Below are 23,302 nucleotides of genomic sequence, written 5' to 3'. Positions count from 1 at the left end.
CGCATGTCAGCCATCCGCGGCGAAAAGGTCACGTTTCGCAAGAAGGATATCGTTGCGCTGGACCGCTTGCCGTCCGCTCAGGCCGAGGATCCGATCATCGTTCATTGCCCGCCGCCGCGTTCGCCGATGCGCCGGACGGCGAAGCTGACGTCAGTTTTTCTCGGACTGATTCTCCTTATCCTTGCCGCCATCGTCTTCACGATCGAAAGCGGCATGTTCGACAAGCCACTGTCTCAGCAGGCACAGGCGGCGCTGAACGGCGTGGCCGGACCGCGCTACCGCGCCGAAGTCGGCTCCACCGTCATCCGTTTCACCTCCGACTTCCGGCTGGCGCTGGAAGCCCGCAACGTCAATATGATCGACCAGAAGAGCGGCCAGCACCTGTCGACGACGGGGTCGGTGCGCCTGGGCCTCGATCCGCTGCAGCTTTTCCGCGGCCGTATCGCCGTAGCGGATATCGAAGCGGAGGATATCGCGCTCGATACCGCGCTTCTACCCTCGGGCAACCCCATCAAGTTTGACGATCTGCGCATCGACGCCATGCCGGAGGCGATGGAGACGATCTTCGCGCAGCTCGACATGTTCGACAGCATCGTGACGCGCGGCTCGACCAATTCAGTGCGTATCTCCGGCATCGACATCAAGCTCGCCGACAGCGCGAACGGCCCGCTGTCGCTCGTCGTCGACAATCTCGTGTTTGCCCATGCCGGGCCATCCTCGCTGCAATTGCAAGGCGAGGTTGCGCTTAACGGCGAGGTGGCGGAGCTCGACGTGCTGGTCGAGAAAGAAGACGGCCAGGTGTCGAGGATGGCGGCAACGCTCAAGCATGCGGACCTCACGCCGTTTGCGCTGAAACGCAACGATCAGGGCGTGATACGGCAGGGGCTCAGCGCCTTCGCCGATCTGACGGTGTCGGCCACCAGGGAGCGCGACGGGGTGCAGCCGGCTCTTGCCGCAACGGTCGATGTCGATCCCGGCCTGATCTATGCGGACGGCGATCCGCAGGAGTTGTCGGGCGCGCAAATCAACCTTGTTTATGATTTCGCCAAGCAGACGCTAGAGATCGCCCGGTCGAACGCCCGCTTCGGCGCGACCACGCTTCCCCTCAACGGCGCGCTGATCGATCTCGACAAACTCGATCCCAATGCCGGCAAGGGATTCGGCATCGATCTGCTTGTCAGCGGCGGCACCGCCGCTCCAAGCGGCTCCGGCGAACAGCCGCTCTCCTTCGATATCCAGGCGACCGGACGCTATATGGTCGGCGGCCGGGAATTCCTGTTCCCCAACATGACCGTCTCCAGTCCGCTCGGCGCGCTTTACGGGGCGCTGCACGTCAAGCTCGGCGACAAATCTCCGGAAATCAGCTTCGCCGGCCAATCCAGCGAGTTGCAGACGACGGCGATCAAGCAGCTCTGGCCGTTCTGGATGGCGCCCAAAGTGCGCACATGGGTGCACGGCAATCTCTTCGGCGGCACCGTCACCGACGCCGCCATATCCGTCTTCATTCCCTTCGGCCGGCTTGACGAGGCAGCCGGCGGCAGAGGGTTGAAGCTTGACGCCAACCAGATCCGCGTCGGCTTCGATATTGCCGGCGCGCGGATGAATGTCGCCGGCGACATTCCGCCGGTTCGCGATACGGCGGCGCATTTTGACCTGACCGGTCCGGTTGCGACGGTTTCGATCAAGAGTGGCACCTCCTATTTCCCCTCCGGCCGGTCAGTCGGTCTCCGGCAGGGCACATTCGTCATACCCTCCGCCTACGACAAACCGCTGATGGCCGATATCGATCTTGCGGTATCGGGCGCGGCGGACGCCATAGGCGAGCTCCTCACTTATAAGCCAATCCGGGTGCTGCAGCGCGCCGGCTTTACGCCCGAGGATTTCAAGGGGCACATCGACGCGAATGTGAAGGCGCATTTCGGACTGCTCTCGTCGCAAAACCCGCCGCCGGCCGAGTGGAAGGCCGCCATGAAGCTCGCCGACGTCGCTCTTGCCAAGCCTTTTTCCGGCCGCACGATCAGCAATGTCAGCGGCATGCTGAACGGCGATCCGAAGCAGATCGCGCTTGATGCCAAGGGCGAGATCGACGGCATTCCCGCCGATATCGATCTGACTGAGCCCGTCGAGGCGTCGTCTGGCGTCCAGCGGCAGCGCGTGATCACGGCGACGCTCTCCGATGATCAGCGCAGCAAGGTGATGCCCGGGCTTTCCGATATCGTCAAAGGTAACCTGAAGATGGTTTTGACGCGGATCGACGACGACCGGCAAGACGTTCAGCTCGACCTCACCAGATCAATGCTGGACTTACCCTGGATCGGCTGGTCGAAGGGCAGCGGCATTGCCGCCTCCGCGGAATTCGAGATGTCCGGTCCCCCTGAGGATACAGAGATCAGGAATTTCCGGCTGAAGGGTGATGGCTTCGGCGCCAGCGGTTCGCTCAACGTCGGCAAGACCGGCCTTATCTCAGCGGATTTCGACAGCGTCAGGCTCTCCTCGCTCGACGATTTTTCCTTGTCGGTAAAGCGCAGCAAGGGCAATTTCGACGTCTCCGTTTCCGGCGACAGCGCCGATGCGCGGCCGGTCATCGCGCGATTGAAATCGGGCTCGGATAGCGGCGAGGACGGAGACGGCGACAATGTAGGCGTCTCGGTGCGCGCCAAGCTGAAAAACGTCGTCGGCTTCAACGACGAGAAGGTCGGCAATTTCCAGGCGCAGGTGTCACTACGCGGCGACAAGCTGCAGGTACTGAATTTTTCTGGCGTCACCGGTAGCGGCGAGGCCGTTGTCAGCCAGATGAAGGACGGTGGCGTCATCAATATCACCAGCGGCGATGCAGGTGCGGTATCGCGTTTCGCCGATCTCTATCAGCACATACAAGGGGGCCTGCTCAACCTCTCGATCCGGCTTTCACCTCAGGGGGGGTGGGACGGCTCGCTCGATGTGCGCCGCTTCTCGATCGTCAACGAGCAACGCCTGCGTTCGATCGTCTCAACACCTGTCGGCAACGAGCAGCGCAGTCTCAACGAGGCTGTCAAACGCGACATCGACACCTCATCGCAACGCTTCCAGCGCGGCTTTGCCCGCATCGTCTCGCGCAATGGCATGATCGGTATCGAGAACGGCGTGCTGCGCGGTGACCAGATCGGAGCGACCTTCCAGGGCGTGGTGCGCGACCGCAGGGGCAATATGGATATGACCGGCACCTTTATGCCGGCCTACGGCCTCAACCGCCTCTTCGCCGAACTGCCGCTGATCGGCGTCATCCTCGGCAATGGCAGCGACCGCGGCCTGATTGGCATCACCTTCAAACTTACCGGCAAGTTCGACCAGCCGAACTTGCAGATCAACCCACTGTCGATCATCGCGCCGGGCGTCTTCCGGCAGATCTTCGAATTCCAGTGAGGCCGGGCGAGATCTAGATCTCCTTTCGCCTGAGGAGATAGTCGAGGCCGCCGACGCGATACCAGCGGTAGCCATAGGCATCGAGCATGACTGTGTGGAGTCCTTTCTCGTCGGCTTCGCTACTTGCGCTGTCGGCAATATCGATCAGCAGTCTCCCGTGTTCACCAACATCAGGATCGAAGGTCACTTCGGCCGGATGCGGATGCAGGTTGTGCAGGATCAGCACCGAATTTCCGCGCCAGTCATAACGCAGCGCCAGCACGCCATCGTCACCTGTGTCGATTGTTGAGAAATCGCCCCAACCGATCTCGGGGGCCTCCTTGCGCATTCGAATCATCCGCTCTGTCCAGTTCAGGAGCGAATTCGGGTCGCGCCGCTGTACGGCGACATTGATGTGCTCGAAGCCGTAGGGGCCGTCCTTGATGACAGGGGAAATGGGATTTTTGCTTTTGGTGAAACCGCCTTCCGGTTCGCTCGACCACTGCATGGGCGTGCGCGCGCAATTGCGCTCCGGCAGGCACAAATCATCGCCCATACCGATTTCGTCGCCGTAGCGGATGACCGGCGTTCCGGGCAGAGAAAACAGCAGGCTGTAGGCCATTTCGATCCTGCGACGGTCGCCGCCGAGCATCGGCGCCAGGCGACGGCGAATGCCTCGATCGTAGAGTTGCATGCCCTTCTCGGGTCCAAATGCGGCAAACACTGCGTTGCGCTGCTTATCCGTCAGACGACCGAGATCCAGTTCATCGTGGTTGCGAAGAAACAACCCCCATTGCGCAGTCGCCGGGCGCGGCTTGGTGGCCTCCATCGCCTTTTTCAAAGGTCGCGTATCGGCCGTTGCGAGAGCATAAAACAGCGTCTGATTGACCTGGAAATTGAACATCATCTGCATGCGGTCGCCATCGTCGCCGAAATATTCGAAATTGTCCTTCGGCAGGATATTTGCCTCCGCCAGCACGATCGAGTCTCCCAGACGCCATTGCAGGAATTCGCGAAACTTCCTCAACATGTCGAACTGCTCGACCGGCTTGGTGACCTCGGCGCCCTTGGTCGCGATGATGAAGGGGGCAGCGTCCATGCGGAAGCCCGAAACGCCGAGCTGGATCCAGAAACCCATGATCTTGAGGATCTCCGCCTGCACCTCGGGATTTGAGGTGTTGAGATCGGGCTGGTGATCGTAGAAGCGGTGGAAATAATAGGCCTTGGCCTTTTCGTCATAGGTCCAGGTCGTTTTCTGGACGCCCGGAAAAACCATGCCTTGATCTGCGTTTGCAGGCTTTTTGTCCGACCAGACGTACCAGTCGCGATAGCGTGAATTCGGATCGCTCCTGGCGTCTTCGAACCAGGGATGATCCTTCGACGTGTGATTGATCACCAGATCGATCAAGACCCGGATGCCCCGCTGTTTGGCGCCGTGGGTGAATTCGACGAAATCACCGAGCGAGCCATAGCGGTGGTCGACGTTGTAGTAGTCGGAGACGTCGTAACCGTCGTCGCGACCGGGCGAAGCCTGGAACGGCATGAGCCAGATCGCCGTCACGCCGAGTCCGGAGAGATAATCCAGACGTCGCATCAGGCCCTGGAAATCTCCCACACCGTCGCCGTTCGCATCCATGAAGGTCTCGACGGACAGACAGTAGATGACGGCGTTCTTATACCAGAGGTCGTTGATCATGCCGGCGCTCCAAATGCATTTGGTCGCAAATCCCGTCGAGCGGAAAAGGTTCCGGGAAGGCGATATCGTTGCGCGGCCGGTCGGATAATTGCGACCGATTGCGACAGCTCGATCATTGATGTTTTGCTTATTTTAGATAACTCTGATGTAATGTGGCTGCCAGCTGCAACAGCGGTCTGTGCAATGTCGGAGGATGCCATGCAGTGCGCCCGGACGGTCTCATTCCTATCGGCGACCATGATGGCCGTGATAGTTGGCGAGGCTTCGCATTCTGCAGAAAAGGGCGGACGGCTGAAGCCGGTGAAGAGCATCCCCTCTGAGCATGTCCTTTTGGTTCCCCTCGACGCAAAGATGACGCCGCCGGTCTTCTCGATCGGCTGGTGGTCGCGCGTACGACCCGCTTCGGAGGTCAATCCGCCCGGACCGTTGCTTCGAGAGACGAAACAAGACGAAGCGGAATACCGACGGCAGGCCGACTGATGCCGCGCCAAACGAAAAGCCGGCGCGAGGCGCCGGCTTCAAGATCCGTTCAGTTGGAGCCACCTAGGCCGCGCGGCGGATCAGGATGTGCTTCTTCTTGCCGAGCGAGAGCTTGATGACGCCGTCTGCGGTGATTTCGCCGCTGCCGATCAGGCGGCGTTCGTCGCTGACGGCCTCGTCATTGATGCGCACTGCGCCGCCCTGGACGTGGCGACGGGCCTCGCCATTGGAGCCGGCAAGACCGGCGCGCACCATCAGCGAGAGCAGGCCGATGCCGCCGTCGAGTTCGGTGGCCGGGATTTCAACCGAAGGCAGGTTTTCGGCGACGCGGCCTTCCTCGAAGGTGGTGCGGGCCGTTTCGGCGGATGCTTCGGCCGCCTCGCGACCGTGGACGATCGCGGTCGCTTCCGTGGCGAGAATCTTCTTCGCCTCGTTGATTTCGGCGCCGCCGAGGGCCTCGAGTTGGGCGATCTCGGCGAGCGGCAGGCGGGTAAAGATCTTAAGGAAGCGGCCAACATCGGCATCCTCGGTGTTGCGCCAGTACTGCCAGAAATCATAGGGGCTGAAGACGTCCTCGTTCAACCAGACGGCGCCGGAGGCGGTCTTGCCCATCTTGGCGCCCGAGCTCGTGGTCAGAAGCGGCGTCGTCAGTGCGTAAAGCTGCGGCGTCCCCATGCGGTGACCGAGATCGACGCCGTTGATGATATTGCCCCACTGGTCAGAACCGCCCATCTGCAAGCGGCAGCCGTAGCGGCGGCTGAGCTCGACGAAATCGTAGCCCTGCATGATCATGTAGTTGAATTCGAGGAAGGAGAGCGACTGCTCGCGATCGAGGCGCAGCTTGACGCTGTCGAAGGAGAGCATGCGGTTGACCGAGAAATGCCGGCCGACATCGCGCAGGAATTCGACATAGTTGAGCTTCATCAGCCAGTCGGCATTATTGACCATGAAGGCATCGGTCGGACCATCTCCGAAGCGCAGAATGCGCGAGAAGATCTTTTTGATGCCCTCGATATTGGTGGAGATCGCCTCCGGCGTCAGAAGCTTGCGCTGCTCGTCACGGAAGGAGGGGTCGCCGACCATAGAGGTGCCGCCGCCCATCAGCGCGATTGGCCGGTGGCCGGTCTCCTGCAGCCAGTAGAGCATCGTAGCGGAGATCAAATTGCCGATATGCAGGCTCGTCGCCGTTGCGTCGTAGCCGACATAGGCCGTCACGACCTCCTTCGCGAACAGGTCGTCGAGGCCGCTTTCATCGGAAACCTGATGAATGAAGCCTCGCTCTTTCAGCGTGCGGAGGAAATCGGACTTGAACTCGGACATGGCTTTCGTCTCTTGGTGTCTGCGCTCCGCCCTCGAGGCTTGCGCAACTTCGTTGTTGTTGATCTGTCGCGGCGCGTTTAGCACTGTTTTTACGAAAGTGCATCCGGGAATCGCATGGGAGGCAAGCCTCATGGATGTCGTCAGAACCGCGATCGGACTGATGAGCGGCACGTCGATGGACGGAATCGATGTCGCGCTGATCAGGACCGACGGCCGCGGCTTCATCGAGCGCGGGCCGTTCTTGGGCGTGCCGTATGATGCAGAGTTTCGTGGGCGTCTCAAACGGGCGCTGGAACTGGCGCGGCCGCTCCGCGACCGGAACGAACGGCCGGCGGAACTTCGCGAGATCGAGCTCGAACTGACCTTACGGCATGCAACTGCCGTTATGGCATTTCTCGAGAGTTTCGGGCTCGCTGCCAGTGCCGTCGATGTTCTCGGTTTCCATGGCCAGACCGTGCTTCACCGGCCCGACGAGGGACTGACGATCCAGATCGGCGACGGCCGGGAACTGGCGCGCCGGACCGGCCTGTCGGTGGTTTACGACATGCGTGCCAACGACATGGTGAATGGGGGGCAGGGTGCGCCGCTGGTGCCGGCCTATCACGCAGCACTGGCGGCAAAATTCCAGCAGGCGGGAGAGGCGGTATGCTTCGTCAATATCGGCGGCATCTCCAACCTCACCTATATCGGCGCCGACGGCCGGATTGCGGCCTTCGACAGCGGCCCGGGCAATACGCTGATCGACCAATGGGTGGAGATGCAGACCGGCAGAACCTATGATCCCGGCGGTGAGATCGGCGGGCGCGGCATGGTCGTCCACGCCCTGGCGGAGCGGTATCTGGACAGTCCGTTCTTCCGCGGCAATGTCCGCCGTTCGCTCGATCGCGGCGATTTCGCACCGCTTCGGCCCGATGAGGCAAGCCTCGAAGACGGCGCCCGGACGCTTGCGCATGTCGCCGCTGCATCGATCGTCAAATCCGCCGGGTTCCTGCCCGAACGTCCCTCGACCTATGTCGTCTGCGGCGGCGGGCGGCTGAACGGCACCTTGATGGCCGAGCTGTCGGCGATGGCCGAGGGATCGAGGGTGTTGAGCGCCGAGGCCGCGGGTTTCGACGGCGATGCGATGGAGGCTGAGGCCTGGGCCTATCTTGCCGTACGCTCGCTGGAAGGACTCCCGCTGACATTTCCCGGCACGACGGGGGTTGCCGCTCCTGTCAGCGGCGGCGTGCTTGCCACGCCATGAAAAGCGAAAAGCTCATATTGAGGTCGCCGAGGCTGCGCTTTGTCATGTGGGACGAAGGCGACGCCGCCCTGTTGCAGCAGTTGCATTCAACGGTAGCGACGACGCAATATCTCGCCGGCAACGCTCCATGGAGTCTCGACAAGGCTGAGGAACGATTGCGCAGTTGGATCGAGGAGCATGCGCGCGACGGCACGACCAAATATAAGCTTCTCGCCGAGGACGGCAGCTTCGTCGGTCGCGCCGGAATTTCGCGATTCGGGAGCGAAGAATTCGAACTCGGCTATTCCCTGCGCGAGGAGGCGTGGGGCAAGGGCCTGGCGACGGAGGCGGCGAGCGCGTTGGCCGGCTGGTTCTTCGCAAGGGAGTTCGCGTCGGGCTTCATCGCCTTCACCCATCCCGGAAACATCGCCTCGCAACGCGTGCTCAGTAAGATCGGCATGCGCGAACGCGCGCCGATCTTGGTCGATGAAGTGCCCAACACGGCTTTCGAGCTGACTGCCGAAAAGCGGTCGAAAAGACCCGGCCCGTCGTGACGATGGGCAGATGTCGGCGCTGTGAGGTCAGCGGATCCGCTTGGCTGCAGGCTCCGGCACCAGCTCGCCATTGAGGCGGCGGTCGAGATAATCCTCGCATTCGCTCATCAGCGTCTCCACCTGACCATTGAAGAAGTGGTTGGCGTTGGCGACTGTGCGATGAGTGATGAGGATACCTTTCTGGGTCTTCAGTTTCTCCACAAGTCCGTTGACATCCTTTTCCGGCGCCACCTTGTCGGCCTCGCCGTTGATGATCAGGCCGGAAGAGGGGCAGGGCGCCAGGAAGGAAAAGTCATAAGTATTCGGCTGCGGGGCAATCGACATGAAGCCCTCGATCTCCGGCCGGCGCATCAGAAGCTGCATGCCGATCCAGGCGCCGAAGGAATAGCCCGCAACCCAGCACGTCTTGGAGTCGGGATGCAGGCTCTGCACCCAGTCGAGCGCGGAAGCGGCGTCGGACAGTTCACCGGCGCCATGATCGAATTCGCCCTGGCTGCGACCGATGCCCCGGAAGTTGAAGCGCAGCGTCGTGAACCCTCGCTTCTGGAACATGTAGAAGAGCTGGTAGACGATCTGGTTGTTCATCGTGCCGCCGAACTGCGGATGCGGATGCAGGATCAGCGCGATGGGCGCGCTTTTTTCCTTGGAGGGCTGGTAGCGGCCTTCAAGTCGGCCGGCTGGGCCGTTGAAAATTACTTCGGGCATTGGTACTCCGGGTTTTATTTCGCGTTCGCGCTGCGTTGGACAACAACATGACTTGACTCTGGTTGTCAGCTTTTCTAAAACGCAGTTTAGAACAATTCGAAACTTGCATGGCGATCCACAGCTTCGTGGAACGTGTCATAAGGCAAGCCCGGCGGAAATTTCAAGAAAAATGCACCGCGGCCGCTGAAGCAAGCTCGTCAAGCGCAGGACTGAGGATCATGGCGCCGCCACGCCTTTATCTCGACTGGAACGCCACAGCGCCGCTGCACCCCGCAGCACGCGATGCGATCATGCGCGCCATCGACATATTCGGCAATCCGAACAGCGTGCATGGAGAGGGGCGCGCCGCCCGCGCCGCCATCGAGGGGGCACGGCGCAAGGTGGCCGCCCTTGCCGGTGCCGATCCGGGCAATGTGATCTTCACCAGTGGTGCGACGGAAGCCGCCAATCTGGTGCTGACGCCGGACTTTCGTATGGGCCGCACGCCGCTTCGGCTCGGCCATCTTTATTTTTCGGCAATCGAACACCCGGCGGTGCGCGAGGGCGGGCGCTTCTCCAGAGACAAAATGACGGAGATTCCGGTGACGGAGGCCGGAATCGTCGACCTCGACGCGCTTGGCCTGCTGCTCGGCACCCATGACAAGACCGCCGGCCTGCCGATGGTCGCCATCATGCTCGTCAACAACGAGACGGGTATTGTCCAGCCGGTCGAGGCGGCGGCAAAAATCGTGCATGCCCATGGAGGGCTCATAGTAGTCGATGCGGTGCAGGCGGCTGGCCGCATTCCCCTTGACATCGAGCACATCGGCGCCGATTTCATGATCGTCTCTTCGCATAAGATCGGCGGACCGAAGGGAGCTGGCGCGCTGATCGCGCGGGGCGAGGCACTGATGCCGCGACCGCTGATCCAGGGTGGCGGACAGGAGCGAGGTCACCGGTCGGGGACGCAGAATTCACTGGCGCTGATTGGTTTCGGTGCTGCGGCCGAGGTCGCGGCGGGCGAGTTCGAGACGCGCAATGGAGCGATCGGCGCGTTGCGCGAGCGACTGGAGGCCGGCATGCGTCAGGCGGCGGCCGACGTAATCATCCACGGTGAGGGCGGCCAGCGTGTCGCCAATACGATCTTCTTTACTCTGCCGGGGCTGAAAGCAGAGACCGGACAGATCGCCTTCGATCTTGAAGGCGTGGCGCTTTCGGCAGGGTCGGCTTGTTCGTCCGGTCGGCTCGGCGAAAGCCATGTGCTGACGGCGATGGGACGCGACCCCAAACTCGGAGCGCTGCGCATATCGCTGGGCTTTTCGACGACGGAAGAGGATATCGACCGGGCGATTGCCGCTTTTGCGAAGATCGCCTGCCGGCGCAGGTCGGCGGGCGAGGCGGCTTGACCGCATCATAAACTTGCGGAAATGCAAATTTCCGCTTGCCAATCGGGCTGAAAAGTTCCTTTTGGCCTCCTACATCAGGGCAAAGAATTTGCCCGTACGCTACAAGCTGCCGGACCTTGTATCCGGCGAGATTGGAGAACGAAATGGCTGCCGTGCAGGAAACGATCGACCAGGTGCGCCTGATCGATGTGGACCAGTACAAATACGGTTTCGAGACTGTCATCGAGATGGACAAGGCACCGAAGGGCCTGTCCGAGGATATCATCCGCTTCATTTCGGCCAAGAAGCAGGAGCCGGAGTGGATGCTGGAATGGCGTCTTGAGGCTTATCGCCGCTGGCTGACGCTGGAAGAGCCGACCTGGGCGCGCGTCAACTATCCGAAGATCGATTTCAAAGACATCCATTATTACGCCGCGCCGAAGAGCGCGCCAGGCCCGAAGTCGCTCGACGAGGTCGATCCGGAGCTCTTGAAGGTCTATGAGAAGCTTGGCATTCCGCTGCGCGAGCAGGAGATCCTGGCAGGCGTCGAGAAGCCGAAGATCGCCGTCGACGCCGTTTTCGACAGCGTCTCGGTCGTCACCACCTTCAAGGCGGAACTGAAAAAGGCCGGCGTGATCTTCATGTCGATCTCGGAAGCTATCCGCGAGCATCCCGATCTCGTCCGCAAATATCTCGGCTCGGTCGTGCCGACCTCGGATAATTATTACGCGACGCTGAATTCGGCTGTCTTCACCGACGGCTCCTTCGTCTTCGTGCCGAAGGGCGTTCGCTGCCCGATGGAGCTTTCCACCTATTTCCGCATCAACGAGAAGGGCACCGGCCAGTTCGAGCGTACGCTGATCATCGCGGAAGAGGGCGCCTACGTCTCCTATCTCGAGGGCTGCACGGCGCCGCAGCGCGACGAAAACCAGCTGCATGCGGCCGTGGTCGAACTGGTTGCGCTCGACGATGCCGAGATCAAGTATTCCACCGTCCAGAACTGGTATCCGGGCGACAAGGAAGGCAAGGGCGGCATCTACAACTTCGTCACCAAGCGCGGCGATTGCCGCGGCAACCGCTCGAAGATTTCCTGGACGCAGGTCGAAACCGGCTCGGCGATCACCTGGAAGTACCCGTCCTGCATCCTGCGCGGCGACGACAGCCGCGGTGAGTTCTACTCGATCGCCGTCTCCAACGGCCATCAGCAGATCGACAGCGGCACCAAGATGATTCATCTCGGCAAGAACACGTCGAGCCGCATCGTCTCCAAGGGTATCGCCGCCGGCGTTTCCAACAACACCTATCGCGGCCAGGTTTCAGCTCACCGCAAGGCGTCGAATGCGCGCAACTTTACCCAGTGCGACTCGCTGCTGATCGGCGACAAGTGCGGCGCCCATACCGTGCCCTATATCGAGGCGAAGAACTCGACGGCGCAGTTCGAGCACGAAGCAACCACCTCGAAGATCTCCGAGGACCAGCTGTTTTACTGCCTGCAGCGCGGCATCCCCACTGAAGCGGCGATCGCGCTGATCGTCAATGGCTTCGTCAAGGAGGTCCTGCAGGAGCTGCCGATGGAATTCGCGGTCGAGGCGCAGAAGCTGATCAGCATTTCGCTGGAAGGTTCGGTCGGCTGACATGAACGAGACGGACAAGAAGCGCATTCTTGAACGTCTGGAGAATATGCGCGGCGAGCTACTGGCGAAAATTCGCCCCCGCGAGCAACGATACGAAACAGAAAAGCCGCCGGAGCAGCCTTACGTGTTTCTCCAGCAGCGCATGGAAAAGGCAGGAAAGATCGTCGGAGGTTTGCCTGACTTCATCCAAATTCTTTTCGGTTTGATCCGGTTTTGGCGGTAGTGGCCTAACGCGCCGGCATTCTTAGAAATTACGCGAGGCTCTTAGCGAGCTGTGCAGAGAAAACTCAGGAACCAAAGATGCTTGAAATCAAGAACCTTCATGCTCGCATCGCCGAAGACGGCACCGAGATCATCCGTGGCTTGAACCTGACGGTGAAGGCCGGCGAAGTGGCGGCGATCATGGGGCCGAACGGCTCCGGCAAGTCGACACTCTCCTACGTGCTGTCCGGCCGCGAAGACTATGAGGTGACGGAGGGCGACATCCTTTATAACGGCGAGAGCATTCTCGAGCTCGATCCGTCCGAACGCGCCGCCAAGGGCATCTTCCTCGCTTTCCAATATCCGGTCGAAATTCCGGGTGTCGCCACCATGCAGTTCCTGAAGGTGGCGATGAACGAGCAGCGCAAGGCGCGTGGCGAGGACGAGCTGACGACGCCGGATTTCATGCGCCGCGTCAAGGAAGCTGCGGCCAAGCTGCAGATCAATACAGAAATGCTGAAGCGGCCGCTCAACGTCGGCTTCTCCGGCGGCGAGAAGAAGCGCGCAGAGATCCTGCAGATGGCGCTGCTCGAGCCGAAGCTCTGCGTGCTCGACGAAACCGATTCCGGTCTCGATATCGACGCGCTGAAAATCGTTGCCGACGGCGTCAACGCGCTGCGTTCGCCGGATCGCGCCGTCGTGGTCATCACCCATTACCAGCGCCTGCTCGACTATATCGTGCCTGACACTGTCCACGTCCTTTACAAGGGCCAGGTGGTCAAGTCCGGCGACAAGACCTTGGCGCATGAGCTGGAAGCCAATGGTTACGCCGACATCATCGGCGCGGCGGCCTGAGTTCGGGTGGAAAGGACGACGTCCATGAACATGCAGACGACGAGCCGCCTGACCGCGGCCGAAACGGCGCTGATTGAGGCCTTCAACCAGCAGATCGGCGACCTGCCCGGCAATGGCGCAGTGACGGCATTGCGTGACCGGCTTCTCGACGACCTCAAGAAGGCCGGCCTGCCGACGCGCCGCATCGAAGCCTGGCACTATACCGACCTGAAGAATCTGCTGCGCGCCGTGCCGGTGCAAGTGGGTGATGCCGGCTCCAGCGCACTAGAGCCGATCGTTGCCGGCTCTACGGTGCTGGCGGTGATCCAGGGCCATGCCAACCCGAAGGCTATCGCCAATGGCCTTGGTCTTTCCGCCTATTGCGAACATCTGCTCGACGGCTCCGCTGCTGATGGGCTGGATGCTTTGGGCAGCGACGATGCGGTCGGCCGCATCAATGGCAGCTTCGTGCGCGACGGTTATGTGGTCGACGTGCCTGCCGATACCGAGCTTGAAAACCCGCTTGAAATCCAGTTCATCCATGCCGGCGGGCAGACGCATACGCGCCTTCCCGTTTCCTTCGGCGCTGGTATCAAAGGAACTGTCATCGAGCGTCACCGCGCAGTGACGGGTGATGCCGCCCTGGTGTCCCACATCAGTGACATCACCGTCGGCAAAGGTACAGAGTTGACCTGGATCATCCTGCAGCAGCAGGGCGCCGAGGATACGCATCTCGGCCAGATCCGCGTCGATCTCGGCGCCGATGCCAAGCTTCGCCTGTTCGTCATCAATGCCGGCGGCAAGCTGGTGCGCCAGGAACTGCATATCAAGGTGACGGGCGAGGGCGCCGATCTGACGCTACGCGGCATCAACCTGCTCGGGGCCGAGAGCCATACCGACGTGACGATGGTGCTTGGCCACGACGTACCGCATACCGGCTCTACCGAAGTGATCCGCAACGTCGTCTTTGACCGCGCCAAGGGCGTATTCCAGGGCATGATCCGGGTTGCGCCAGACGCCCAGAAGACCGACGCCAAGATGGCCTGCAATACGCTGCTGATGTCCGACGACGCCGAGTTCTCGGTCAAGCCGGAGCTCGAGATCTTCGCCGACGACGTCCAATGCGGCCATGGCGCGACGGTGACCGATATCGACGCCAACCATCTCTATTACCTGATGGCGCGCGGCATTCCGGAAAACAAGGCGCGGGCGATGCTCGTCAACGCCTTCGTCGCCGAAATCGTCGAGGAACTGGAAGACGAGGCCCTGGTCGAAGCGCTGGAAAGCGTGATTTCGGCCTGGCTCGAAAAGCACGCCTGATCGGATCACAGCCATGGACAAGATTGTGCCGGCCACTGAGTACGACGTCGAAGCCATCCGACAGGATTTTCCGATCCTGGCGGAGAAGGTGCACGGCAAGCCGCTGGTCTATCTCGACAATGGCGCCTCGGCCCAGAAGCCGCAGGTGGTGATCGACGCCATCTCGCATGCCTACAGCCACGAGTATGCCAATGTGCATCGCGGCCTCCACTATCTCTCGAATGCCGCGACCGATGCCTATGAGGCGGCGCGCGAGAAGGTTCGCCGCTTCCTCAATGCTCCTGATGTCAACGACATCGTCTTCACCAAGAATTCGACGGAGGCGATCAACACCGTCGCCTATGGCTGGGGCATGCCCAAGATCGGCGAAGGCGACGAAATCGTTCTGACGATCATGGAGCACCATTCGAATATCGTGCCCTGGCACTTCATCCGCGAGCGGCAGGGCGCCAAGCTGGTTTGGGTCCCGGTCGACGAAGAAGGCGCCTTCCATATCGAGGATTTCGAGAAGAGCCTGACGGAGCGCACCAAGCTTGTCGCCATCACCCATATGTCGAATGCGCTTGGTACGATCGTTCCCGTCAAGGAAGTCTGCCGGATCGCGCATGAACGCGGCATTCCGGTGCTGATCGACGGCAGCCAGGGCGCCGTGCATCTGCCCGTCGACGTGCAGGACATCGATTGCGACTGGTATGTGATGACCGGCCACAAGCTCTACGGACCGTCGGGAATCGGCGTGCTTTACGGCAAGAAGGAGCGGTTGCAAGAGATGCGCCCCTTCCAGGGCGGCGGCGAGATGATCTTCGAAGTTGCCGAGGATGCGATCACCTACAATGATCCGCCGCATCGCTTCGAAGCCGGCACGCCGCCGATCGTCCAGGCGATCGGGCTCGGTAACGCCCTCGACTACATGGAGAAGATCGGCCGTGAGGCGATCGCCCGCCATGAGGCCGGTCTTGCGGCTTACGCTGCCGAGCGCCTCAGGTCGGTCAATTCGCTGCGGATGTTCGGGACTGCGCCCGACAAGGGGAGCATCTTCTCCTTCGAACTGGCGGGCATCCATGCCCATGACGTCTCGATGGTGATCGATCGGCAGGGCATTGCCGTGCGGGCCGGTACCCATTGCGCCATGCCGCTCTTGAAACGCTTCGGCGTCACCTCCACATGCCGTGCATCCTTCGGCATGTACAATACCCGTGCCGAGGTCGATGCGCTGGCCGATGCGCTTGATTACGCGCGCAAGTTCTTTGCCTGAGGAGTGTCCGTGATGAGCCTGGACGAAAGCGAACAAAAGATCGACGTGCGCGAAGGCATCGTGCATTCGAGCATCCCGGCAGAGGAACTGGCACGGCTCAGCGACGACGTCATCGGCGCGCTGAAGACTGTCTACGACCCGGAAATCCCGGCCGACATCTTCGAACTCGGCCTGATCTACAAGATCGACATCGAGGACGACCGGATGGTGAAGATCATGATGACCCTGACCGCTCCCGGCTGCCCGGTCGCCGGTGAAATGCCGGGCTGGGTGGAAAATGCCGTCGGCGCCGTCGAAGGCGTGTCGGGGGTCGAGGTCGAAATGACCTTCGATCCGCCGTGGACACCGGACCGCATGTCCGAAGAGGCGCAGGTCGCCGTCGGCTGGTACTGAGCTGCGCTAGTACGCAGTACCCCGCGCGGTATTGATCCGTTTACCTCGGGCGACTACATTTGATTCACGAAGCACCGGATCTTGACCCCGGTTGCGGAAGGAGATGAAGCCGATGGGCTTTGCAGTGATGAGCATGACGGACGGGGCTGCGGCCCGCGTCAAGGCGATCGTCGAGAATTCCGGGCCGGAAGCCAAGGGTGTGCGGGTCGGCATCAAGAAGGGCGGCTGCGCCGGGATGGAATATACCATCGATCTGGTGACCGAGCCGAATGCCAAGGACGATCTGATCGAGCGTGACGGCGCCAGGGTCTGGGTCGAACCCTCAGCCGTGCTTTACCTGCTGGGCACCGAAATGGGCTTCGAGCAGACGACGCTGCGCTCCGGCTTCACCTTCACCAATCCGAACCAGACATCGGCCTGCGGCTGCGGCGAATCCGTCGAGCTGAAACCCGCCGATCTCGCGGCCCTTGCCGCACAGCGCCAGGTCGAGCCGGCGCATTCCTGACAGCCGGTCAGACTGACCAGAATTCTCCGCCAGCCAATCGCTGATGAAGTATCGGCGTGCTCAGTCGCGCTTGATGCTCATCAGCATTTCCCACATATCGGCGCCGGTTTCGAAGATCGCGGCGTTCGCCTTGTAGCTCTGCTCGGCTTCGATCATGGTGGTCAGCTCGGTGGCGAGGTCAACATTCAGCGTCGTAGGCTCGACTATGGCTCGAACGCCCGGCTCGGTGGAGGTGAGGCTGGTGTTGAGCCTGGCGTAATCGGGCGTGCTGCTGTTTGCGATGTTGTTGGCGATGGCGCCGACCCGCGCCGTCTGCGCCCGCATTCCCGAAAGAGCAATGTTGGTGATGCCCGATATGCTCATCAGCCGTTTCCTAAAGAGTCTGGATGGAACGCTCTTATCTGCAATGGTTTAGGGATTGCTGAAGGCGTAGCGTTAGCAAAAGATGGGCAAGCGCGGGCTTCGTGCCACCTTTGTCTCGAGCCGGGACAAGAAGGAGGAATGTGAGCCGGCCTGCTATCGAGACGCCACCCAGTCGTGCCAGTCGCTTTCGCTGCCGTTAAAGACGTTGAGGTCGATCTTGCCATCGACGCCGTCGGAGAGGCCGGAGCCGGAATACTGCCAGAAGACCCACTTGCGGCCGGGATAGACCTTGGACGGATGGGCGGCGACCGAGCGTAGCCAGAAGGGATAATCGAGCAGTTCGCCCTTCAAATTGTCGCGGTAAAAGTCCGGCGCGGTATAGATGATCGGACGCTGCCCATAATGGCGTTCCACCTTGTCCAGGAACACCTGCATTTTCTCCAGAACGCGCTTGCGGGAGATTCTTTGGCTGCAGCTCGACTCACCGTTCCATTCCACATCGATGACAGGCGGAAGCGCGTTGGCGTCCTTTGGCACATTGCGAATGAACCAGTCGGCCTGTTCGCCGGCAGTTCGGCACCAGTAGAAGAAGTGATAGGCGCCGTGCTTCAGTCCGGCCTCCCTGGCGCGGCGCCAGTTCTTCTTGAACATCGGATCGAGGTGATCGCCGCCATCCGTTGCCTTTATGTAGACGAAGTTCGCACCTTGCTTTCGCAGCGTCTCCCAGTCGATCTCGCCCTGCCAGCGCGAGACGTCGACGCCATGCACGGCAAGCTTTCTCGGTGAAATCTTGCCGAAATTGATCGGCTTGGCATCGCGGAAGCGGTGGCCGTAAATTCGCGAGCGTGTCGGCGATTTCGGGCCTGCATCGGGATCGATCCCCGGTTCGGCCGGCATAAGCATCGCAACGGGGCGTTCCGTCGGCATCGGCATGCCGACTGCGCCGTCCGCCGGTACGAGCGCCTGCGGCTCCGGAACCGGTCCGGTCCAGCTCAACGCCTGCTGCGGCTTGCTTGCCTGCGGGACAGGACCACCCACGGCAGCAGCCGGAATCGGGCCGCTCGGCTTCGTGATCGCATTGGTGGTTTCCGCAGAAGGCACAGGGCTGAGCACATCTTCGGCGCCGGAACTTGCGGCGCATCCCGACAGGATCAGGGTGGCGAGGAGAATTGCTGGCACAGCCGATGGACGCATAGGAACCCGCACGCAAAACAGAGATCGACGGCAACATCCATGATGAATGGAAACCGCCCATTTCGAATTGCTAACAGAGACTTGCTAAGAAAGATTGAATTTGAATCGCGTGCTACGGAATGGCTGCGTCGGGTCGAGCCCGCGCGGCGCATGAAAGGCCGAACTGCAGGCGGCCCCTCCCGCACTGGCGGGAGGGGCTTGCGGACTTCATGTTACTCCGCAGCCTCCGCATAACTCTCGACCGGCGGGCAGGTGCAGATGAGGTTGCGGTCGCCATAGACATTGTCGACCCGGTTGACCGGCGACCAGTATTTGTCGACGCGGAAGGCGCCGGGCGGGAAGCAGGCCTGCTCGCGGCTATAGGGTCTATCCCACTCGCCGACGAGATCTTCCACCGTGTGCGGGGCGTTCTTCAGCGGGTTGTTGATCTTGTCCATGCGGCCTTCCTCGATGGCTCTCGCTTCCTCGCGGATCGCCAGCATCGCCTCACAGAAGCGGTCGAGTTCGGCCTTGGTCTCGCTTTCCGTCGGCTCGATCATCAGCGTGCCGGCGACCGGCCAGCTCATCGTCGGAGCATGGAAGCCGCAATCGATCAGGCGCTTGGCGACATCGTCTACTGTCACGCCTGCGCTGTCGACCAGCGGGCGGGTGTCGATGATGCATTCATGCGCGACGCGGCCGGTCTGCGACTTGTAGAGCACGTCATAGGCGCCCTTCAGCCGGCTGGCGATGTAGTTGGCGTTGAGGATCGCCACCTTGGTCGCCTGCGTCAGGCCTTCGCCTCCCATCATCAGGCAGTAGCTCCAGGAAATCGGCAGGATCGATGCCGAGCCGAAGGCTGCCGCCGAAACCGCACCCGGACGGCCGTCGGTTTCCGGGTGGCCTGGCAGGTAGGGCGCCAGATGCGCCTTGACGCCGATCGGGCCCATGCCGGGGCCGCCACCGCCATGCGGAATGCAGAAGGTCTTGTGCAGGTTGAGGTGGGAGACGTCGGAGCCGATGTCACCGGGTCGGGACAGCCCGACCATGGCGTTCATGTTGGCGCCGTCGAGGTAGACCTGACCACCGTGCTGATGCACCAGATCGCAGATTTCCTTGACTGTTTCTTCGAACACGCCGTGGGTCGAGGGATAGGTGATCATGCAGCAGGACAGATTGGCCGCATGCTCCTCAGCCTTGGCGCGGAAATCGTCCATGTCGATGTCGCCATTTTCGCGGACCTTGACGACCACGACCTTCATGCCGACCATCTGAGCCGAGGCAGGGTTGGTGCCGTGCGCGGAGGTCGGGATCAGGCAGACGTCGCGGTGGCCTTGGCCGTTGGCGATATGGTAGTTGCGGATCGTCAGCAGGCCGGCATATTCGCCTTGAGCGCCGGAATTCGGCTGCATGGAAAAGGCATCGTAGCCGGTCACGGCGCAGAGCTTTTCCGTGAGGTCATCGATCATCTCGCGGTAGCCGAGCGCCTGGTCCGCGGGCACGAAGGGATGGATGTCGGAAAATTCCGGCCAGGTGATCGGCAGCATTTCCGCTGTCGCATTCAGCTTCATCGTGCAGGAGCCAAGCGGGATCATCGCGCGGTCGAGCGCGAGATCACGGTCGGAAAGCCTGCGGATGTAACGCGTCATTTCGCTTTCGGCCCGGTTCATGTGGAAGATCGGGTGGGTGAGATAATCGCTGGTCCTGAGCAGGCCCTTCGGCAGGCGATAGGAAGACTCGAAATCTGCGATCGCGAAACTGCCGCCGAAGGCGCGCCAGACGGCTTCGAGTGTCGCAGGCCGCGTGCGTTCGTCGAGGCTCATGCCGATCTTGGTCTCGCCGACCTTGCGCAGATTGACGCCTTCGGCGACAGCGGCGCGCAAAATCAGGCCCTGCATATGGCCGACATCGACGGTGATCGTGTCGAAGAAGCTTTCCGGCTCGACCTTATAGCCGAGCTTCTCCAGACCCTTGGCCATCAGCACGGCCTTCTGGTGCACCTGCTGGGCAATCGCCTTGATGCCCTTCGGTCCATGGAAGACGGCGTACATGGAGGCCATGACGGCGAGCAGCACCTGGGCGGTGCAGATGTTGGATGTCGCCTTTTCACGGCGGATATGCTGCTCGCGTGTCTGCAGTGAGAGGCGGTAGGCGCGGTTGCCGCGGGCGTCTACGGACACGCCGACGAGTCGGCCGGGCATGGAACGCTTGATGGCATCCTTGACGGCCATATAGGCGGCATGCGGACCGCCGTAGCCGACGGGGACACCGAAACGTTGCGAGGAGCCGACGGCGATGTCGGCACCCATTTCGCCAGGCGATTTCAACAACGTCAGCGCCAGAATGTCGGCTGCGACCACGGCGATGGCGCCGGTCTGGTGCAGGCGGGAGATCAGGCCGGTGAAATCATGCACGTGACCATGTGTGCCGGGATACTGGAAAATCGCGCCGAAGACGTCGACGGGATCGAGATCGGTGAAGGGATTGCCGACGATGACCTGCCAGCCGAGCGGCTCGGCGCGGGTGCGGATGAGAGCGATCGTCTGCGGATGGCAGTCGGCATCGACGAAGAAGGCCTTCGCCTTGGACTTCGAGACGCGCTCGGCCATCGCCATGCCTTCGGCGGCGGCGGTCGCCTCGTCGAGCAGCGAGGCATTGGCTACGTCAAGACCGGTGAGGTCTGAGATCATCGTCTGGTAGTTCAGCAGCGCTTCGAGGCGCCCCTGGCTGATCTCCGGCTGGTAGGGCGTATAGGCCGTGTACCAGGCTGGATTTTCCAGGATGTTGCGCTGGATCACCGGCGGCGTGATCGTGCCGTAGTAACCCTGGCCGATCAGCGAAACGAGCACCTTGTTCTTGTTGGCGGTCTCGCGCAGCTTATCGAGCGCCTCGCGCTCGGTCATCGGCGCGCCCCAGACGAGCGGCGCCTTCTGGCGGATGGCGGGCGGCAGCGTCGCGTCGATCAAGCCGTCGAGGCTGTTATAACCGATCACCTTCAGCATCTCGGTCATTTCGGACGGCGAGGGGCCGATATGACGGCGATTGGCGAAATCGTAGGGCTGATAGTCGGTGAACTGGAATTCGGTCGGCGTTGTCATTACGCGATGAGCTCCTTGTAGGCGGCCTCGTCGAGCAGGCCGTCAGCATCAGCGGGGTTCTTGAGCTTCAACTTGAAGAACCAGCCGGCGCCTTGAGGATCGGAATTGATGAGCGACGGATCGGCGACGATCGCCTCGTTGACCGCGGTGATCTCGCCGTCGAGCGGACAATAAACCTCGGAGGCTGCCTTGACAGACTCGACGGTCGCGGCATCGTCGTTCTTGGCGAAGCTCTTGCCGACTTCGGGCAATTCGACGAAAACGAGATCGCCAAGCTGTTCGACGGCATAGGTGGTGATGCCGACGGTTGCGACATCGCCGTCGAGCTCGAGCCATTCATGTTCAGCGGTAAATTTCAGCATGGAAAAAATCCTTTCGGGAAACGGGTTCAGCGTTTGTAGGTCGGCGTAACGAAGGGCAGGGCAGAGACGGTGACGGGCAGGAACTTGCCGCGCACTTCGGCATAGACTTGGTTGCCTACCGCAGCATGGGAGATCGGCAGGTAGCCCATGGCGACGGGACCTTCGACGCTCGGGCCGAAGCCGCCTGAAGTGACTTCGCCGATTTCGGTCTTGCCCTCGGCATCGGCGTAGAGCTTGGCATGGCCGCGCACCGGCGCCTTGCCTTCCGGTTTCAGGCCGACACGGCGGCGGGCTGCCCCATTTTCGAGTTCGGAGAGGATGCGGCCGGAGCCGGGGAAACCGCCGGCCCGCGCGCCGCCTGCGCGCCTTGCCTTCTGCATCGCCCATTCGAGGGCCGCCTCGACCGGCGAGGTGGTCGTGTCGATATCGTTGCCGTAAAGGCAGAGGCCTGCTTCCAGGCGCAGCGAATCGCGCGCGCCGAGGCCGATCGCCTGGACGTCGGGATGTTCGAGCAACCGCATGGCGACATCTTCGGCCTTATCAGCCGGGATGGAGATTTCGAAGCCGTCCTCGCCGCTATAGCCGGAGCGCGAGACCAGACAGGAAACGTCGTGGAGGCGGCAGTGGCGCACATCCATGAATTTCATCGCCGCGACATCGGCCCAGAGTTCGGCGAGAACCTCGACTGCGCGCGGTCCCTGCAGCGCGATCAAAGCGCGGTTCAAAAGCGTGATATCGCACTCGTCGCCGATGTGGTTCTGCAGATGGGCGAAATCGGCCTCCTTGCAGCCGGCGTTGACGACGACGAAAAGGTGGTCGTCCAGATGGGTGATCATCAGATCGTCGAGAATGCCGCCGGTATCGTCGGTGAAAAAGCCATAGCGCTGCCGGCCTTCGGCGAGGCCGAGGATATCGACCGGCACCAGGCTTTCGAGCGCCAGCGCCGCATCCTCGTAGCTGCCCGACTTCGCCTTCACGATGATCTGCCCCATATGGGACACATCGAAGAAGCCCGCCTCTGTGCGGGTATGGAGATGTTCCTTCATGACGCCGGCGGGATATTGCACCGGCATGTCGTACCCAGCGAACGGCACCATGCGGGCGCCGAGCGACAGATGCAGGGCATGCAGCGGGGTTTTCTTCAGGGCAGCAGTATCGTCCAAACGACGCCTCCGGGGTTTGCGCCTTGTTGAAAAGGCGCGGGCTCAAATCTGAAGGCGCGGCTGCGCGCTTCTCTCCTGAGCCCCCTCTGTCCTTGACGCCTGAGATTGTTATCCCTTCGGCGAGCGTTTCGAGAACGCTTCTCTCCAGAGTTCCGTCTGCCCCTTGCTGGTCCTTTGGCCTGAGAGTTTCCGGGGCGGTTGCTCCTTCGGCACCGGCGGCTTAAGCACCGGATTCTCCCAACAGGGTGGCGCAATTATCCGGCGGGCATGCCGCTTGGC

Annotated in this window: 20 protein-coding genes and 2 riboswitches; of the genes, 12 read left to right on the top strand and 8 right to left on the bottom strand. The window is 61.6% G+C overall.

What is annotated here, in order from left to right; genetic code table 11:
- The first annotated feature begins 3 nt into the window (after positions 1-3).
- Positions 4-3,402 (top strand): AsmA-like C-terminal domain-containing protein, encoded by a 3,399-nt coding sequence (locus FFR93_RS25865; RefSeq protein ID WP_138395261.1) that lies wholly within the window; start codon positions 4-6, stop codon positions 3,400-3,402.
- 13 nt (positions 3,403-3,415) lie between these two features.
- On the opposite strand, the gene FFR93_RS25860 is transcribed toward FFR93_RS25865, so the two are convergent.
- Entirely contained in the window at positions 3,416-5,077 is a 1,662-nt protein-coding gene (locus FFR93_RS25860; RefSeq protein WP_138395260.1) for an alpha-amylase family protein, read from the bottom strand.
- A gap of 183 nt (positions 5,078-5,260) precedes the next feature.
- On the opposite strand from FFR93_RS25860, the gene FFR93_RS25855 reads away from it, so the two are divergent.
- Positions 5,261-5,557 carry a hypothetical protein gene (locus FFR93_RS25855; RefSeq protein WP_138395259.1) on the top strand — a complete coding sequence of 99 codons (297 nt, stop codon included), beginning with the start codon at positions 5,261-5,263 and terminating at the stop codon, positions 5,555-5,557.
- A 63-nt stretch (positions 5,558-5,620) separates the two neighbouring features.
- Here FFR93_RS25855 and tyrS read toward each other — a convergent pair whose 3' ends face one another.
- The gene (tyrS, locus tag FFR93_RS25850) at positions 5,621-6,877 is read right to left on the bottom strand and encodes a tyrosine--tRNA ligase (RefSeq protein ID WP_138395258.1); all 1,257 of its coding nucleotides are present in this window, start codon (positions 6,875-6,877) and stop codon (positions 5,621-5,623) included.
- A gap of 130 nt (positions 6,878-7,007) precedes the next feature.
- Between tyrS and FFR93_RS25845 the strand changes: the two genes are divergently transcribed.
- Positions 7,008-8,120 (top strand): anhydro-N-acetylmuramic acid kinase, encoded by a 1,113-nt coding sequence (locus tag FFR93_RS25845; RefSeq protein ID WP_138395257.1) that lies wholly within the window; start codon positions 7,008-7,010, stop codon positions 8,118-8,120.
- A complete protein-coding gene (locus FFR93_RS25840) occupies positions 8,117-8,653 on the top strand; it encodes a GNAT family N-acetyltransferase (protein WP_138395256.1) in 537 nt (178 codons plus the stop codon). Before FFR93_RS25845 ends, FFR93_RS25840 begins: the two co-directional genes overlap by 4 nt.
- 27 nt (positions 8,654-8,680) lie before the next feature.
- Here FFR93_RS25840 and FFR93_RS25835 read toward each other — a convergent pair whose 3' ends face one another.
- Positions 8,681-9,358 carry an alpha/beta hydrolase gene (locus FFR93_RS25835; RefSeq protein WP_064705075.1) on the bottom strand — a complete coding sequence of 226 codons (678 nt, stop codon included), beginning with the start codon at positions 9,356-9,358 and terminating at the stop codon, positions 8,681-8,683.
- Positions 9,359-9,576: 218 nt separating this feature from the next.
- Between FFR93_RS25835 and FFR93_RS25830 the strand changes: the two genes are divergently transcribed.
- The 8 genes from FFR93_RS25830 to sufA all read left to right on the top strand — a co-directional run bounded on the left by FFR93_RS25830 (position 9,577) and on the right by sufA (position 16,864).
- Entirely contained in the window at positions 9,577-10,743 is a 1,167-nt protein-coding gene (locus tag FFR93_RS25830; RefSeq protein ID WP_064705074.1) for a cysteine desulfurase family protein, read from the top strand.
- A 143-nt stretch (positions 10,744-10,886) separates the two neighbouring features.
- On the top strand, positions 10,887-12,356 hold the full coding sequence (sufB, locus tag FFR93_RS25825) for a Fe-S cluster assembly protein SufB (protein ID WP_138395255.1): 1,470 nt from the start codon (positions 10,887-10,889) through the stop codon (positions 12,354-12,356).
- Position 12,357: 1 nt separating this feature from the next.
- Positions 12,358-12,579 (top strand): hypothetical protein, encoded by a 222-nt coding sequence (locus FFR93_RS25820; protein ID WP_064691724.1) that lies wholly within the window; start codon positions 12,358-12,360, stop codon positions 12,577-12,579.
- Positions 12,580-12,656: 77 nt separating this feature from the next.
- Entirely contained in the window at positions 12,657-13,412 is a 756-nt protein-coding gene (gene sufC / locus FFR93_RS25815; RefSeq protein WP_138395254.1) for a Fe-S cluster assembly ATPase SufC, read from the top strand.
- A 24-nt stretch (positions 13,413-13,436) separates the two neighbouring features.
- The gene (gene sufD / locus FFR93_RS25810) at positions 13,437-14,711 is read left to right on the top strand and encodes a Fe-S cluster assembly protein SufD (protein WP_138395253.1); all 1,275 of its coding nucleotides are present in this window, start codon (positions 13,437-13,439) and stop codon (positions 14,709-14,711) included.
- Between the two features lie 13 nt (positions 14,712-14,724).
- Positions 14,725-15,966 carry a cysteine desulfurase gene (locus tag FFR93_RS25805; RefSeq protein ID WP_138395252.1) on the top strand — a complete coding sequence of 414 codons (1,242 nt, stop codon included), beginning with the start codon at positions 14,725-14,727 and terminating at the stop codon, positions 15,964-15,966.
- Positions 15,967-15,978: 12 nt separating this feature from the next.
- Positions 15,979-16,359: an SUF system Fe-S cluster assembly protein gene (locus FFR93_RS25800; protein WP_138395251.1), complete on the top strand. Its 381-nt coding sequence runs from the start codon at positions 15,979-15,981 to the stop codon at positions 16,357-16,359.
- Positions 16,360-16,471: 112 nt separating this feature from the next.
- Positions 16,472-16,864 (top strand): Fe-S cluster assembly scaffold SufA, encoded by a 393-nt coding sequence (sufA, locus tag FFR93_RS25795; protein WP_138395250.1) that lies wholly within the window; start codon positions 16,472-16,474, stop codon positions 16,862-16,864.
- 60 nt (positions 16,865-16,924) lie between these two features.
- Here sufA and FFR93_RS25790 read toward each other — a convergent pair whose 3' ends face one another.
- The 5 genes from FFR93_RS25790 to gcvT form a co-directional block, all read right to left on the bottom strand.
- On the bottom strand, positions 16,925-17,227 hold the full coding sequence (locus FFR93_RS25790; protein ID WP_138395249.1) for a flagellar basal body rod C-terminal domain-containing protein: 303 nt from the start codon (positions 17,225-17,227) through the stop codon (positions 16,925-16,927).
- A gap of 153 nt (positions 17,228-17,380) precedes the next feature.
- Positions 17,381-18,421, bottom strand: a complete 1,041-nt coding sequence (locus FFR93_RS25785) for a GH25 family lysozyme (RefSeq protein ID WP_138395248.1) — start codon at positions 18,419-18,421, stop codon at positions 17,381-17,383.
- A gap of 212 nt (positions 18,422-18,633) precedes the next feature.
- Positions 18,634-21,498: an aminomethyl-transferring glycine dehydrogenase gene (gcvP, locus tag FFR93_RS25780; RefSeq protein WP_138395247.1), complete on the bottom strand. Its 2,865-nt coding sequence runs from the start codon at positions 21,496-21,498 to the stop codon at positions 18,634-18,636.
- Positions 21,498-21,860 carry a glycine cleavage system protein GcvH gene (gene gcvH / locus FFR93_RS25775; protein WP_064705064.1) on the bottom strand — a complete coding sequence of 121 codons (363 nt, stop codon included), beginning with the start codon at positions 21,858-21,860 and terminating at the stop codon, positions 21,498-21,500. Before gcvH ends, gcvP begins: the two co-directional genes overlap by 1 nt.
- A 26-nt stretch (positions 21,861-21,886) precedes the next feature.
- Positions 21,887-23,023, bottom strand: coding sequence for a glycine cleavage system aminomethyltransferase GcvT (gcvT, locus tag FFR93_RS25770; protein ID WP_138395246.1), 1,137 nt, complete (start codon positions 23,021-23,023; stop codon positions 21,887-21,889).
- Between the two features lie 76 nt (positions 23,024-23,099).
- A riboswitch (glycine riboswitch) is annotated at positions 23,100-23,181 on the bottom strand.
- Between the two features lie 3 nt (positions 23,182-23,184).
- Positions 23,185-23,273, bottom strand: a riboswitch (glycine riboswitch).
- Between the last annotated feature and the right edge of the window lie 29 nt (positions 23,274-23,302).

The sequence above is a fragment of the Rhizobium sp. MHM7A genome (assembly GCF_005862215.1).
Taxonomy (GTDB): domain Bacteria; phylum Pseudomonadota; class Alphaproteobacteria; order Rhizobiales; family Rhizobiaceae; genus Rhizobium; species Rhizobium bangladeshense.
The sequence above is the reverse complement of the archived record's forward strand: the minus strand, read 5'-3'. Positions and strand labels throughout refer to the sequence as shown.